The following is a 14,301-nucleotide window of genomic DNA, read 5'->3' as shown; positions in this document are numbered from 1 at the left end:
GAGTCTGAGCGGGCAACCTTGCCTCTGGCGGGTTAGCCTCTGAGATTCCCGCGGGGGGTGGTGGAGGGAGCGGCGGACCGGGTGGCGGACCGGCGGCGGGTCCGCTTGGGGTCGGGGCGGAGAATGGTGGGATGCATGTTCGTGCGCCGGAGCTCAGAGGTCGGGGATGGCTCAACACGGGAGGGCGGGAGCTCAGCCTCGCCGACTTCCGGGGGCGGTTTTTGCTGTTGGACTTTTGGGCCTTCTGCTGCATCAACTGTCTTCACGTGCTGGATGAGTTGCGGCCGTTGGAGGAGAAGTACGGGGATGCGCTGGTGATCGTCGGCGTGCATTCGCCGAAGTTCGCGCATGAGGGCGAGGAAGCGGCTGTCCGGGCGGCCGTCGAGCGGTACGAGGTGGGGCACCCGGTGCTGGACGACCCCGAGCTGGTGACCTGGCAGAACTACACGGCCCGTGCCTGGCCGACGCTGGTGCTGGTGGATCCGAACGGGTACATCGTCGCGCAGTACTCCGGTGAGGGCCACGCGCACGCCCTCGACGCCCAGTTGGCCGAATTGGTCGCGGAACACGAGCAGGCCGGCACCCTCACTCGCGGCAAGTCGCCGTACGTCGCACCGAAGCCCGAGCCGACCGAGTTGCGCTTCCCGGCGAAGGTGGTTGCCCTGGACAAGGGGTTCCTCGTCGCCGACGCGGGCAACCACAGCATAGTGGAGCTCGCGGCGGACGCGACGACTGTCGTACGGCGGTTCGGCAGCAAGCGACGTGGATTCGACGACGGTGATGCGGACGAGGCGACGTTCTCCGAGCCCAACGGACTCGCCCTGCTGCCCGCCGACGTGGCCGAGCGAGTCGGGTACGACGTGGTCGTGGCGGACACCGTCAACCACGCGCTCCGCGGAATCAACCTCGAGACTGGCCGAGTCACCACGTTGGTCGGCACCGGTAAGCAGTGGATGGATGGCGACGGCACGGACGTCCTCAGCTCACCATGGGACATCGCGTGGTGGCAGGACAAGGTGTGGATCGCGATGGCCGGCGTACACCAACTGTGGACGTTCGACCCGATCAGAAAGATCACCGAAGTTGCCGCCGGCACCACCAACGAAGGGCTGCGGGACGGCGCCAAGGAACAGGCCTGGTTCGCCCAGACCAGCGGGTTGGCGGCCGACGGGGACCGGCTCTGGCTCGCGGATTCGGAGATCTCGGCGCTCCGCTGGCTCGACACCGAGGTCCACACCGCGGTCGGGACAGGGCTGTTCGACTTCGGTCTCCGCGACGGCAAGGCCGAGGAGGCGTTGCTGCAACACCCGCTCGGCGTGACAGTCCTCCCCGACGGCTCGATCGCGATCGCGGACACCTACAACGGCGCCGTACGCCGCTACGACACGCGCCAGGGGATCGTCGAGACGATGGCGACCGGATTGGCCGAACCGAGCGGAGCCGTTGTCGTGGGCAACGAACTGCTCGTGGTCGAGTCGGCGGCGCACCGGCTGACCCGGGTACCGCTGGGCGCCTCGGCGACGCCGGACGAGTTCAGCACCCGGACCCAGCGGCCGCCGATGGACCTCGCGGCCGGTGAGGTGACGTTGGAGGTGGTCTTCACCCCGCCGCCCGGTCAGAAGCTGGACGATCGGTACGGCCCGTCCACCCGGTTGCTGATCTCCTCCACGCCCGAGAACCTGATCCGCGAAGGCGCCGGCGACAGCACCGACCTGTCCCGTCGGCTGGTGATCGACGAACGCGTCGGCGACGGCGTACTGCACGTCGCAGTACAGGCGGCGTCGTGCGACGACTCGGCCGAGGTCGAATTCCCGGCTTGCCACATGCATCGTCAGGACTGGGGTGTCCCGGTCCGGGTCAGCCCGACCGGCAGCACCCGGCTGGAACTGGTGCTGTCCGGAGGCTGACCGCCCCTCTACTCCTGGACGTCGCGGTGGTGCTCCTCGACCACCCGGTACTCCTCCTCGACCGCCGGGTCGAGGGCCTCGTTCGAGACGCGGCGGCGCCGGTTGGTGATGTAGAAGGAGAGCACGATCCCGGCCAGACCGGCGAGCAACAGGATGTAGCCGACGACGGTGAGATTGACAGCGTCCCAACTGTCCTGAACGGCGAACGCCAGGATGGCGCCGACCACCATGATGAAGATCCCCACACCGATACTCATGACGAGCCTCCTCAGGACGTCGGTCGACACTCCGAAAGTACTCTGCGGCGCTCCCGGAATCCATCAATGAAGCGTGTCGATCACGCGTGATGTCACTCGCAGTACCCGGTCGCAAACCCCGTACTCCGATGCCCTGGCCGAGTTCGCCCGGTCGGTGTGGGTGTGGGGCCGGGCCCGCGCCGGTCCAGAGCGCGAAGCCGGCGGCTCGTGATTCAGCGGCGGGTGACGAGGTCGACATCACCGCTGGTGGTGGTGGCCTTGATCGTGTGCGTGCCGTCCGAGGTGTTGCCGATGGTGTTCTGGACGTCGCCGCTGCTGGTATCGGCGGTGACCTGGTAGCCGCCGGCCGGGGCGAGCACCCGGACGTCGCCGCTGGTGCCCTCGGCGGTGACATCGGCCGCCTCGTCGAGCTCTATCTCCAGATCCCCCGACGTCGTCTTGGCCGTCACCGGGCCGCCCTTGAACCCGAGTACCTCGAGATCGCCCGAGGTCGCCTCGAAGTCGAGCTTGCCGGTCAGCCGGTCGACGGTGACATCGCCGGAGGTGATGTTCAGCTTCACGTCACCGGTGATGTCCTTCAGCAGAATGTCGCCCGACCGCGCGGTCGCGTCCACTCCGCTGACACCGGTGACGGACAGGTCGCCGCTGCCGTGCTCGCCGGACACCCTGGTCCCGCGCGGCACCGTCACGATGTAGTCGGCGCGGCACCCCCAGCCGCAGTCGCCGTCCAGCCGCAGCGTCTCGCCGTCGACCTCGTACACGTCGCCGCGTTTCACCATCCAGTAGTGCCGCTTCTCCTCGACCGTGGTCTGGTCGACATCGGCCACCTTGATGGTGATGTCGGCGTCCGGCGAGTCCAGCCGGACCTCGGAGATCTTGTCGCTCACCTCGTGCCGATCGGTCGACTCCTTGTCGCCGAGCGACCAGGCCGCCAGCCCGATCCCCGTCAGCACCAGCAGCGCACCCACCTGCTTGGCGTCAGCCATCAGTCCGTCCCCGCCTCTCGTGATCGTCGGTACGACCGTAGGCCGGGCACACCCGCGGCTGGATCAGGCGCGGACCCCCAGCTGTCCCTGACCGACCCCTCAGAAACAGCGCAGGCCCCTCAGGGACAGCTCAGGATCGGTGCTCGCCTCGCGCGACCGCGGACGCCAGATCCTCACCGATGTTGCCGAAGAAGGTCTGCGCCCAGAGGTCGTCACCGTGCCAGTACGGCCCGTCCTCGCCAGGCAGCGACGCCGGTGCGGTACCGCGCTCCAACGCGCGCCGGCAGTCAGCGCACAACGGCAACGTCAGCGTCGTCCCGCCGTCCTCGACCTGCGTGGGCCGACCCAACGATCGCCCGTGCAGAGGATTGAACGCACACAACCCCTGTACTTCGTCCGCCTTCCGCCCGGCGGCCACCGCAACGGCCTGGTCGTACTCGCGACGAGCCTGGTCCAGTAGCACCATCGCCCCGACGACATCGACGAGATCCTCCGACGAGTCCAGCACACGTCCGGCGGCATCGTGTGCGTCGAGCGCAGCCTGCTGGTGCCGAACCCCTTCGCCCGTTGCCTCGGGCAGAGCCGCGAGCTCCGAACCCAACCTGGTCAGCTCGGCCGTCGTCTCCCGCGTCAACCGCCGCCGTCGCTCCGCCGCCACGGTCGCGGCCACATGCGACGGAATATTGAACGCCTTCTCCCGCCGCGGACCGGTCCCTCCTCTCGGCCGCCCACCGCCGCCTCGTAGCAGGCCGATCAGCAGACCGAGCGCCACCAGCAGCACGAGCCCGGCCACAACGATGCCGAGGGCAACCACCCAACCCGGCGTTCCTGCGTCCTCGTGGTCCTCATCACCCGTCCGCCGGTCGCCGCGATCGGTCGAGGTCGGAGTCGCCGCGGGCAACGCCGGGAGTGCGAGCAGCTCGTACATCCGGGCCAGCACCTCGGTCGGTCCGGCGTCGTACCCGGTGTCGTCAAGTGCCCGCTCCCGCGTAGCACTCAGCCGCTGTTCGTCCAGCTGCGGTAACTCGTTGACTTCGTACCACGGGAATCGGCTGCCGCCGTCGACGACGACGTACAGGCCGGGCCGGCGGAGTGCGTCGATGACCAGCGTGAGGACGGTGCTTTCCTTGCCCTCGAAGGCGTCGCTGGGCGTGAGCGGCAGGACGACCGAGTAGACCGGGTAGCCGAGGGCCTTGGCCTTGTTCCGAACGTCCGCGCGCATCGTCTCCGGCAACGCCGACGCGTACGCCGGGTCGATGTACAACGGATCCCTCGCCAACGCCGCCGCGATCTCCCGAGCCCGCTCAGCCGGCGTCTGGGTGGTTCGGGCCTCGGCAGGTGCGGCTACGGCGAACAGGGTCAACACCAGGAGAAGTGTGACCAGTCTGGCTCTCACAACCGTCCTCCGCCTCGTCGAGCAGCCACGGCCACTCCCAGCACTGCGACCAGGGCCGCCACTCCCAGCACTCCGGCGGCGAGGATCGCGCCGCCGACCAGCCCGAGTACGCCTCCCCCGACGCCGTTGCTGATCGCCTTGCCGACCGTGAACCGTTCCCGGCTCGACGTCCGTTCCGGTATGGGCGGCAGCGGTTCGGTCCGGGCCGGCTCGGCCTCGTACTTGTCGTCCACTTTCACCCTGTCCAAGTACGTCACGAGCTGGTCGTCCAGAGACTTGTCGGCTCCGGCCCAGGTGTCCCTCGGTCCCCAGGCGTTCACCTTGTGCGCCACCCCGGTCGTGCTCGAGCCGTCCATCACCAGGTAGATCCCGGCCTTCCCGTTCGCCGCGGCCAGCCAGCCGGCCAGCAACTCGGTGTCGCCCTTCTCCTGGAACCACGTGCCCGTCGGTATCGCCGCCACGTAGACCGGTACGCCGAAGGTCCGCAACCGATGGATCACCTGTGCCTGCTGGGATCCGACCAGCGACGAGTACTGCGGGTCGACGTACAGCGGCTTGTACTCCCACGTCTCGACCGCGGCCGTGATCCGCGGATCCGTCGGCACCCCCCAAGCGTTCAACGGCATGCCGACGAAGAACACGCAGGTCAGCAGAAGCAGAACGAGACGCCTCATCGGACACCTCCGGAAGCACCAGCGATCCGGTCGACCAGGTCGTCCGAGAGAGCGCCGAAGCCGGTCGCCACGAGCGGGCTGTCGTCCGGCTCGAGGGTCCAGTAGGGCACCGGCACGCGGTCCACTCTGAGCAGACCGGACTTCTTCCACACCCGCAGACCGTACGGCGTCTTGCCTTGGGCCACCGTGTTCGCGCAGGTGCGGCAGGCGGGCACCTCGACGTCGTCGGACCACGCGGCCCGGCGAATCCCGGGCGGATGTGTCGGGTCGAAGAAGCAGGGCGGCTGGAGCTCCATCCCACTCGCCACCTGCTGAGCCTGCCGGGCCAGCACGAACGCGCCGGCCATCGCCAGGACGTCATTGGAGTCCTCGGCCCGCAGCGCCCGAGCAACGTCGAGTCGCCGGACCGCGTCGTCCCGCCGATCCAGCAATTCCACCGATTTCCGCCGCCGGGACTCGAGGCTGCGGAGTGCGTGCTCGGCCTTACCGATCCACCGATCGGCCTGAGAACCCACGCTGCCGGCCGCAGCGACGTCAGACCTCCCAGTGACATCCGCCTGCGCGGTCACGTCGCCGCCCGCGGCGCGTCGTACGCGCTTGCGCCGGCGGCGTAGCACCAGGAAGAGGGTGAGGACGAACCCGATCAGCGCGCCGATGCCCAGGCCGATGTACGCGGACAAATCCTCCAGGTCCGTGGTCGAACGGCCGGTCCGCCGCGGCGGTTCCAGGTCCGACGCGGGGACTTCGGGCAGCGCGCGCCCGTCGTACGCGGTCGCGGCCTGCTGGATCGTGCGGACGATCTCGGGTGCGGGCCGGTCGTTGACGATCTGGTCCGCCTGCTCGTCGTCGAGCTGCACGCTGATCAGGTCGCGCCCTTTCAACCCACCCGGCCGGAACAGCTTCTCGGTGCCGGTCCAGTAGTCGTCGGTCACCATCCAGACCAGATACAGCCCGGGCTGCCCGATCCGTGCCTGCAGCAACGTCGGCAGGTCGATTCTGGCGGCCAGGGAGTACGGCGTACGCGGGATGAGCGCGACGTACACGGGAAAGCCGACCGTGCGAGCCTCCGCCCGGATCCGGTCCAACTCACCCTGCGGGAACCCGGGCCGCAGTCCGTCGTCCACATAGATCCGGTCGGTCCGCCAAGCGGCGGCGATCCGGTCCGGCACGTCGGGCTGCGCCGCCCACGCCGGCTGCCAAGACAAATACACCAGTACTGCGAGGAGCATGGCGAGGCGGCGCAATCGGACGAACATCGCGCTCAGGGTACGACGTCCTGCAGGTTGCACGCTCATCCAGACGCGACCAGGGATCCGGTGGTTCCGGACCCGGACATGGCACGGCCCTGGCTCGGACAGGGGAAGCCGGGCCAGGGTCGTGAGTTTGCCTCGGGCGAAAACGTTGCTACATCGGGGCGGGTCCCACCAGGGCAGATCGTGGGGCAGTCAAGGGCAGATCGGTCGGAGCCGCCGGGACCACGGCTCCGACCGAATCCGAGGATCAGAAAGCGGACTCCGGCAGGTCCATCACGTCCAGGTCGGTCAGCTCGGCCTTGACCCGCTCGGCGCGAACCGTCGGCATCGTGGACCGGACGAACCACTGGGCCGCGGCGACCTTGCCGGTGTAGAAGTCCTTCTCGGCCGGCGACAGCTCGCCGCCCAGCTTCTCCAGCGCGACCTCGGCCTGCCGCAGCATCAGCCAGGAGCAGACCACGTCACCAAGCACAAAGAGCAGCCGCGAAGTGTTCAGGCCGACCTTGTAGACGTTGCGCGGGTCGCCGTTCTCCGCCTGCGGGTTGCTCGCCATCAGCGCCTGACCCATCACGCCCAGGATCTTCTGGGTGTCCTCCAGGCCCTTCGCCAGCAGCCCGCGCTCCTCCTTCAGCCGGCCGTTTCCCGCTTCGGAGGCGACGAAGGCCTGAATCTGCTCGGCCAGATGACCGAGCGCCCTGCCCTGGTCCTTGATGATCTTGCGGAAGAACAGGTCCTGGCCCTGGATCGCGGTGGTGCCCTCGTACAGGGTGTCGATCTTGGCATCCCGGACGTACTGCTCGATCGGGTAGTCCTGCAGGAAGCCGGACCCGCCGAAGGTCTGCAGCGACTCGGTGCCTAGAAGGGTCCACGACTTCTCCGAGCCGTAGCCCTTGACCAGCGGGAGCAGCAGGTCGTTCACCCGCTCGGCGACGTCGTCGTGCTCACCGGCGTACCGGGCCTGCTCGGCGCGGTCCTGGTAGGTCGCGGTGAACAGCACCAGCGCGCGCAGCGCCTCGGAGTACGCCTTCTGGGTGAGCAGCGACCGGCGTACGTCGGGGTGGCTGGTGATCGTGACCCGCGGGGCGTCCTTCGCCGGGTTCGTCAGGTCGGCGCCCTGGACCCGCTCCTTGGCGTACTCCAGCGCGTTAAGGTAACCGGTGGACAGGGTGGCGATCGCCTTGGTGCCGACCATCATCCGGGCGTACTCGATCACCTGGAACATCTGCGCGATGCCGTCGTGCACCTCGCCGAGCAGCCAGCCCTTGGCCGGGATCGTCTCGCCGAAGGTGACCTCGCAGGTGGTGGACACCTTGATGCCCATCTTCTTCTCGACGTTCGTGACGAAGGCGCCGTTGCGCTCACCGGTCGGCTCGCCGGTCTCCAGGTCGAAGTGGTGCTTCGGTACGACGAACAGGCTCAGGCCCTTCGTACCGGGACCGCCGACACCCTCCATGCCCTGCGGCCGGGCCAGCACCAGGTGGACGATGTTCTCGGTCATGTCGTGCTCACCCGAGGTGATGAACCGCTTGACACCCTCGATGTTCCAGCTGCCGTCATCCTGCAGGGTGGCCTTGGTCCGGCCGGCGCCCACGTCGGAACCGGCGTCCGGCTCGGTCAGCACCATGGTGGCGCCCCAGCCGCGCTCGATGATGTGGTGCGCGATCTTCTTGTCCCGCTCGGTGCCGTTACGCCAGAGCACGTGGGCGAAGTTCGGGCCGGCGGCGTACATGTGCACCGGAGGGTTGGCGCCCAGCACCAGCTCGGCGGCGGCCCAGCGCAGCGACGGCGGCGTCGGCTGACCACCCAGCTCGGCCGGCAGCTCGAGCTTCCACCACTCGGCGTCCATGTAGGCGTGGTAGCTCTTCTTGAACGCCTCCGGCATCCTCACCTCGTGCGCGGCCGGGTCGAACACCGGCGGTGTCCGGTCGGCCTCGGCGAACGACGCGGCCAGTTCGTGCTTGGCCAGCCGGTCGACCTCGGCGAGCACCTCGCGCGCGGTCTCCACATCCATGTCCGCGTACGGGCCCTGTCCGAGCACCTCGTCCCGGCCCAGTACCTCGAGCAGATTGAACTCGATGTCGCGCAGATTCGACTTGTAGTGGCTCACGCCTACCCCTGCCTCTTCAGTGCTACTTTACCCACGAGTAACTTAAGTATATACCCGCCGGTAACGAGGGCAAAGCGATATGTCTGTGACCTGGATCGGCGACCCTGTTAGCGTGGAGCTGATCTATGAGACGCACTCGACCAGCGTCGACAACGAGCGGGGGATCGCGACCGGGTGGTTGCCGGGGGAACTGTCCGCTCAAGGACGGCGGCAGGCGGCGCAACTGGGGGAGCGGCACGGTGATGTCGACGTGGTGTTCAGCTCGGATCTGCGCCGGGCGGTCGAGACGGTCGAGCTGTCCGGGCTGAAGGTTCCGCATCTGCAGGACTGGCGGCTGCGCGAGTGCAACTACGGCGAGCTGAACGGCGCCCCGGTGGACGCGTTGGCGCCGCGGCGGAAGTGGATCAGCGAGCCGTTCCCGGGCGGGCAGAGCTACTGGGACGTGATGGAACAGACCAGGTCGTTCCTCGAGGACGTCAAACGCTGGTACGACGGCCGCCGGGTGCTGGTGGTCGCGCACTCGGCCAACCGCTGGGCGATCCAGCACCTGCTGGCCCGGGTTCCGCTGGAGGACCTGGTGGACGCGCCGTTCGAATGGCAACCGGGCTGGACCTACAAGATGTGAAACGCCGCCCCTTGATCGGGGGGCGGCGTGTCGTTGGCGTCAGTGCAGCTGGACGGTGGTCTCTCCGTTGCTCGTGGCAACCTTTACTTCGGCGTTGCGGCCGGCCGGGATCAGCAGGGCGTTCTTCCTTGGCGTGCTCCAGTTGCCGCCGTCGATGCGGTACGAGAGGTCGGCGTCCTTCTGGGCGACGGCCCAGCCCTGGTTGTCCGGCAGCTTGATCGACACCGGGAGCGGCGACTCCTGCAGCGGTACGCCGCCGGGCACGATCGTGGTCTTCCCGTCCTTCTTCAGAACGGCATAGACCCTGGTCAGGTCGCGGTCGAGGACGAGTTCACCGATGAACAGGTCGGATCCGTTCGCGGTCTTGCCGTATCCGGTCCACAGTGAGAAGCCGAACGAGTAGGCCGCTGGATCGCGGGCGGCGTCCAGGGTGTTCCGGAGTGTGTCCTCGGCGGTCTTGGCGAGCCCTTCGGCGCCCGGGGTCATTGCCCAGAGCATCGAACCGGAGTCGCTCCACAGCCGGTTGTCCCCGACGCTCTCTGCGCCCTGGCCCGGGACGCCGTGGATGTTGAGGCCGCTCGGCCCCGTCACGGGCAAGGCCCTGATCCGGAGGCTGTCGACGTTCACCCCGTCGGGCAACGACACGATGCTCACGCCGTCGGTGAACTTCAGTGGCGTGTACTGGCGGCCGCTGTGTCCGTCGGGGGTGTACAGCCGCTCCTTGGACCAGCCGACCTGCTGTCCGGTGTCGAGCACGATCAGCGCCTTCGGCCCGTCGCCCACCACGAATCCGGTCGCCAGGCCGACACCGGGCGCGGGGTAGCTGTCCGCCACGACCTTCGGTTTGCCGTCGGTTCCCGGGCCGACGAAACCTATCAGCGTGTAGAGGCCTTCGCGGTCTAGCTGGATGTCCTCGTGATGATGGAGATAGGCCTGCTGGACCACGATCGCGGCGCGCCCGGCCGGAGTACTGCCGGCCCAGGCGACTTGCGGCGTACCGCGGAGGTCGTCGAAGATGCCGCGGCTCTTGTTCTCGGACTTGTCATGGCTGCCTTGCCACGCGGCGACCACCTGGTCGTAGTAGGCCTGGTCGCCGGCCAGATCGCCGCGGGTCGGCTGCTTCAACAGGAAGCCGTACGGGTCGCCCGCCGCGGGGGCTGCCGCGACCTCGGGATGGGTGTCGGCCAGGATCGCTTGGCCGGTGACGGCGATTCCGCCGATCAGGGCGACGGCGAGTGCGCCGGTGGCGAGTGAGGTGAATCGGCGTCGGCGCAGCCGCCGGGATCCGCCCGCGCGGGCTCGGTCGAGCAGCTCGGCGGGGGCGTCGATATTGGCGACGCTGGCGGTCAGCCGGTCCTTCAGATCGAGCTCGGTCATCGCAGTCCTTCCAGGATCGCGGGTTCGGTGATCAGCCGGAGCTTCTCCAGGCCGCGGGACGTCTGGCTCTTGACCGTCCCGACGGAACACCCGAGGGCGTCCGCCGTCTGGAGTTCGGTGAGGTCCTCGTAGTAGCGCAGTACGATCACCGCTCGTTGCCGCGGCGGCAGCTCCTGCAGCGCGGTCAGCAGTTGGTCGCGGACGGCGTAGTCGTCGGAGCCGTCCGGGGTCGGGCGGTCGTGCCCGGCCGCGAGTGCGACCTCGGGTTTGCGGCCCTTGCGCCGCCAGCGGTTGGCGACCAGGTTGGCCAGTGCCTTGCGGGCGTACGGCTCGGGTGCGCCCTTGATCCAGCGCCAGCGCACATAGACCCGCTCGTAGACCTCTTGGACCAGGTCCTCCGCCGCTGGTCGATCGCCGGTGAGCAGTACTGCGGTGCGTAGCAACCTGGTCGAGCTGCCCCGCACGAAATCGTCGAACTCGTCACCCCGGGTGACCATCCGGCCCCCTTCCTCCTCGGTTGCCCGTAATGACACCGGACACCCTGTCAAGGTTGCCCGGGTCGCCCTGGGGGAAGAAATAGACCAAGATAGAAATGGTGGCGGGAGGAAAGTTACGGGGGTCGAGCAGGAGAGGACCCGATGAGCAGCACATCCGGTACGGCGACCCTGGACGTCCGGCGGCATCGCCGGTCCCTGGTGGCGGGCACGGTCGGCAACTTCGTCGAGTGGTACGAGTTCGGCGCCTACGGCTTCTTCGCGACGGTGATCGCGGCGAACTTCTTCAGCAGCACCTCGACCAGTGATGCCGAGAGCTTGATCAAGACGTACGCATCGTTCGCGTTGGCGTTCTTCTTCCGGCCGATCGGCGCGGCGGTGTTCGGCCGGGTCGGGGACCGGATCGGCCGGCGCCCGACGCTGATCCTGGTCCTGCTGCTGATGACGTTCTCGACCACGCTGATCGGTCTGCTGCCGACATACGCGACTGTCGGTGCGGCCGCGCCTTGGTTGCTCACCTTGGTCCGTGCCATGCAGGGGTTGTCGGCCGGCGGGGAGTTCGGCGGCGCGGTGGCGATCATGACGGAGTTCGCGCCGCGGAACAAGCGCGGTCTGTACGGCGCCTGGCAGTCGCTGACGGTCGCGTTCGGCCTGCTGGTCGGCGCCGGGCTGGCCGCGATCCTGGCCACGGTGCTGAGTACCGAAGCATTGAAGGACTGGGGTTGGCGGGTGCCGTTCCTGCTGGCGCTCCCGCTCGGTCTGGTCGCGTTGTGGCTGCGCCTCCGGCTGGACGAGACGCCGAACTTCTCCCGAATCCAGGAGCAGGAGCGGCAGCCGGCCGACAAGGTCGAGGTGGCGAAGGCGATTGCCCTGGGCATCGGTCGGCTGATGGGCTGGTCAGCCGCCGGGTACACCTTCCTCGTGGTGATGCCGTCGTACCTCCAGGCGACCCTGAACGCGACGTTCCAGCAGGCCCTGGTCGCGACCGTGCTGGCGAACTTCGGCTTCGCGGTGTCGATCATGCCGGCCGGCTGGATCAGCGACCGGATCGGCCGGCGCCCGGTGATGGTGACCGGCGCGGCCCTGGTCGTCGTACTGGCGTTCCCGTTGATGAACCTGCTGCAGGACAAGGAGAGTTCCAACGCGGCGAAGGGGTTCGCGGTCTTCGTGGCCGGCCTGGTGGTCGGGTTGATGGCCGGACCCGGGCCCGCGATGCTGGCCGAGATGTTCCCGACCCGGGCGCGGTACACGGGTCTCGGACTGGCCTACTCGCTGTCGAACGCGGTCTTCTCCGGTTGCGCGGGGCTGATCATCACCGAGTTGATCAAGCGGACGAAGAACATCGACATCCCGGCCTGGTACGTCGTGGTGACGTGCGCGGTCAGCGTGATCGCGTTGCTCACCCTGCGCGGCGACGACCATCGGCGGGAGTTGCGGGACTGAGATGCGGGTCATCGGCCTGATGTCAGGCACCTCGTACGACGCGATCGACGCGGCCGCGGCGGATCTCCGGCTGGACGGCGACCGGATCGTCCTGCAACCCCTCGGCCTGATCAGCCGCCCGTACGACGACGACCTGCGGGCGGCGATCACGGCTGCGTTGCCCCCGGCAACCACTTCACTGGCGGACGTGTGCCGGCTGGACACATTCATTGGGCAGGCGTTCGCGGGGATCGCGGAGCAGGCGGTCGAGCAGTTGTGCGGTGGGCACGCGGACCTGATCGTGTCGCACGGTCAGACGGTGTTCCACTGGGTCGACGAAAGCGCGGTCCGCGGCACCCTCCAACTCGGTCAGCCCGCGTGGATCGCCGAGGCTACCGGGACGACGGTCGTGTCGGACCTTCGGTCGCGCGATGTCGCCGCGGGTGGTCAGGGTGCGCCGCTGGTCAGCATCTTCGACGTGCTCTGGTTGCAGGGCCGCCCTGGTACGCCGGTCGCGCTCAACCTCGGTGGGATCGCCAACATCACTGTGGTTCCGCCGGTGGGTGCGCCGCTCGCGTTCGACACCGGGCCGGCGAACGCGTTGATCGACGCGGTGGTCCGGGAGCTGACTGGTTCGGCCTTCGACGCGGATGGGGTGATGGCCGCGCGTGGGCGGGTCCACGAGGGGTTGTTCGAGCGGTTGCTGGCTGAGCCGTACTACCGACGGGCGGCGCCGAAGAGTACGGGGAAGGAGTTGTTCCACCTCGGGTACCTGGCCGAGAAGATGGCCGGGTTGCCGGAGATCGCGCCCGATGACGTGGTCGCGACCGTGACGGCGTTGACCGCGCGGACGGTGGCCGAGGCGGTGCGGGGTTATGGCGGGACAGAGGTGCTCGCTGCTGGTGGCGGGATCCGGAACCCGGTGCTGATGGATCTGCTGAAGCTGGAGCTCGGTGGGATCCCGTTGCTGAGCACCGACGAACTCGGTCTGCCTTCGGTGGCGAAGGAGGCGTACGCGTTCGCAGTACTGGGCTTCCTGACGGTGAACGGCCTGGCCGGCACCGTACCGAGCTGCACGGGAGCCCGGCACGCGAGCGTCCTCGGCTCGATCACCCCTGGCCGGGGGACGTCGCCGATCTCCCCACCCGGCCCGTATCCAGTTGCCCTCGACCTGGCTACTCCCTGACCGACCGGACTACTCCTTGATCCAGGCGAGGATCTGTTGGGCGGACTGCTCGGGGGTGCCGTCGCCGGTGACCGAGCGGGGGACGAGCTTGCGGATCTCGGCGGCGTCCTTCAGTGCTTCGGTGATGTCGGCTGCCGACCAGCCGCGCTCGGCCAGCCGCCGTCGGCGGACGCGGTCAGGGCAATCGAGGTGGAGCCAGCGGCCCTCGGGGAGTTCCTTGGGGATGAGCGGGGAGAGCAGCAGCACGGGACTCCCGGACCGGCGGACCAGTTCGGTGATGCGCTTCCAGAGCGCGTTGTACGCCGGCCAGGTCGGCGCGGCAGCGGGGGTCGCGATCTCGATCCCGAGCACCCGGCCCTCGTCGTCGAGCAGTTCGTCCATGTCCATCACGATCAGCCCGCCCGGGTTCAGCCGCACGAGCTCCGGTACCACGGTCGACTTCCCCGAGCCCGGCGCACCCGTCACCACGTACAACCTCGTCACCCCACCATCTTCCGAGGCGAACCGCCACCCCATCAATCCGCTCGGCCAGTCGGCTCGATCACGCTCACCTCGGTGGTCCTCGGCGATTGTGATGGCCTGGCGGTCCGCGCCCGTCACTCCACCACTCATCAAGT

At 68.5% G+C, this 14,301-nt stretch carries 14 protein-coding genes; 5 read left to right on the top strand and 9 right to left on the bottom strand.

All coding sequences use genetic code 11. The annotated features are described in order from the left end of the window. Positions 1-131: 131 nt before the first annotated feature. The gene (locus tag EV643_RS01940) at positions 132-1,907 is read left to right on the top strand and encodes an NHL domain-containing thioredoxin family protein (RefSeq protein WP_133798174.1); all 1,776 of its coding nucleotides are present in this window, start codon (positions 132-134) and stop codon (positions 1,905-1,907) included. A gap of 8 nt (positions 1,908-1,915) precedes the next feature. On the opposite strand, the gene EV643_RS01935 is transcribed toward EV643_RS01940, so the two are convergent. Continuing rightward, positions 1,916-2,164, bottom strand: coding sequence for a DUF6458 family protein (locus EV643_RS01935; RefSeq protein WP_133798173.1), 249 nt, complete (start codon positions 2,162-2,164; stop codon positions 1,916-1,918). Positions 2,165-2,237: 73 nt separating this feature from the next. On the opposite strand from EV643_RS01935, the gene EV643_RS43965 reads away from it, so the two are divergent. Further along, a complete protein-coding gene (locus tag EV643_RS43965) occupies positions 2,238-2,375 on the top strand; it encodes a hypothetical protein (RefSeq protein WP_166665279.1) in 138 nt (45 codons plus the stop codon). 1 nt (position 2,376) lies between these two features. Here the strand turns inward: EV643_RS43965 and EV643_RS01930 are convergent, their stop codons facing one another. From EV643_RS01930 to EV643_RS01910, 5 genes are all read right to left on the bottom strand, one after another. Then, the gene (locus EV643_RS01930) at positions 2,377-3,150 is read right to left on the bottom strand and encodes a DUF4097 family beta strand repeat-containing protein (RefSeq protein ID WP_133798172.1); all 774 of its coding nucleotides are present in this window, start codon (positions 3,148-3,150) and stop codon (positions 2,377-2,379) included. Positions 3,151-3,280: 130 nt separating this feature from the next. Further along, positions 3,281-4,516: a hypothetical protein gene (locus tag EV643_RS01925; protein WP_238165289.1), complete on the bottom strand. Its 1,236-nt coding sequence runs from the start codon at positions 4,514-4,516 to the stop codon at positions 3,281-3,283. Positions 4,517-4,542: 26 nt separating this feature from the next. After that, a complete protein-coding gene (locus EV643_RS01920) occupies positions 4,543-5,220 on the bottom strand; it encodes a hypothetical protein (protein WP_133798170.1) in 678 nt (225 codons plus the stop codon). After that, on the bottom strand, positions 5,217-6,476 hold the full coding sequence (locus EV643_RS01915; RefSeq protein ID WP_133798169.1) for a hypothetical protein: 1,260 nt from the start codon (positions 6,474-6,476) through the stop codon (positions 5,217-5,219). Before EV643_RS01915 ends, EV643_RS01920 begins: the two co-directional genes overlap by 4 nt. 244 nt (positions 6,477-6,720) lie before the next feature. Beyond that, positions 6,721-8,580, bottom strand: coding sequence for an acyl-CoA dehydrogenase (locus EV643_RS01910; RefSeq protein WP_133798168.1), 1,860 nt, complete (start codon positions 8,578-8,580; stop codon positions 6,721-6,723). A gap of 112 nt (positions 8,581-8,692) precedes the next feature. Between EV643_RS01910 and EV643_RS01905 the strand changes: the two genes are divergently transcribed. After that, a complete protein-coding gene (locus EV643_RS01905) occupies positions 8,693-9,205 on the top strand; it encodes a histidine phosphatase family protein (RefSeq protein ID WP_238165288.1) in 513 nt (170 codons plus the stop codon). A gap of 39 nt (positions 9,206-9,244) precedes the next feature. Here EV643_RS01905 and EV643_RS01900 read toward each other — a convergent pair whose 3' ends face one another. Both EV643_RS01900 and EV643_RS01895 read right to left on the bottom strand, forming a co-directional pair. Beyond that, entirely contained in the window at positions 9,245-10,582 is a 1,338-nt protein-coding gene (locus tag EV643_RS01900; protein ID WP_133798166.1) for a hypothetical protein, read from the bottom strand. Next, complete coding sequence (locus EV643_RS01895; protein WP_238165287.1) at positions 10,579-11,115, bottom strand: SigE family RNA polymerase sigma factor; 537 nt, start codon at positions 11,113-11,115, stop codon at positions 10,579-10,581. Before EV643_RS01895 ends, EV643_RS01900 begins: the two co-directional genes overlap by 4 nt. Before the next feature lie 105 nt (positions 11,116-11,220). On the opposite strand from EV643_RS01895, the gene EV643_RS01890 reads away from it, so the two are divergent. Together EV643_RS01890 and EV643_RS01885 are read left to right on the top strand one after the other, a co-directional pair. Further along, positions 11,221-12,519, top strand: a complete 1,299-nt coding sequence (locus tag EV643_RS01890) for an MFS transporter (protein WP_133798164.1) — start codon at positions 11,221-11,223, stop codon at positions 12,517-12,519. A gap of 1 nt (position 12,520) precedes the next feature. Next, entirely contained in the window at positions 12,521-13,684 is a 1,164-nt protein-coding gene (locus EV643_RS01885) for an anhydro-N-acetylmuramic acid kinase (protein WP_133798163.1), read from the top strand. A gap of 9 nt (positions 13,685-13,693) precedes the next feature. On the opposite strand, the gene EV643_RS01880 is transcribed toward EV643_RS01885, so the two are convergent. Then, positions 13,694-14,167 (bottom strand): AAA family ATPase, encoded by a 474-nt coding sequence (locus EV643_RS01880; RefSeq protein WP_238165286.1) that lies wholly within the window; start codon positions 14,165-14,167, stop codon positions 13,694-13,696. Positions 14,168-14,301 lie beyond the last annotated feature (134 nt).

It is taken from the genome of Kribbella caucasensis, from assembly GCF_004361855.1.
In the GTDB taxonomy this organism is placed as follows: Bacteria; Actinomycetota; Actinomycetes; order Propionibacteriales; family Kribbellaceae; genus Kribbella; species Kribbella caucasensis.
Note: the sequence above shows the minus strand (reverse complement) of the source record. Positions and strands in the feature narration are given on the sequence as shown.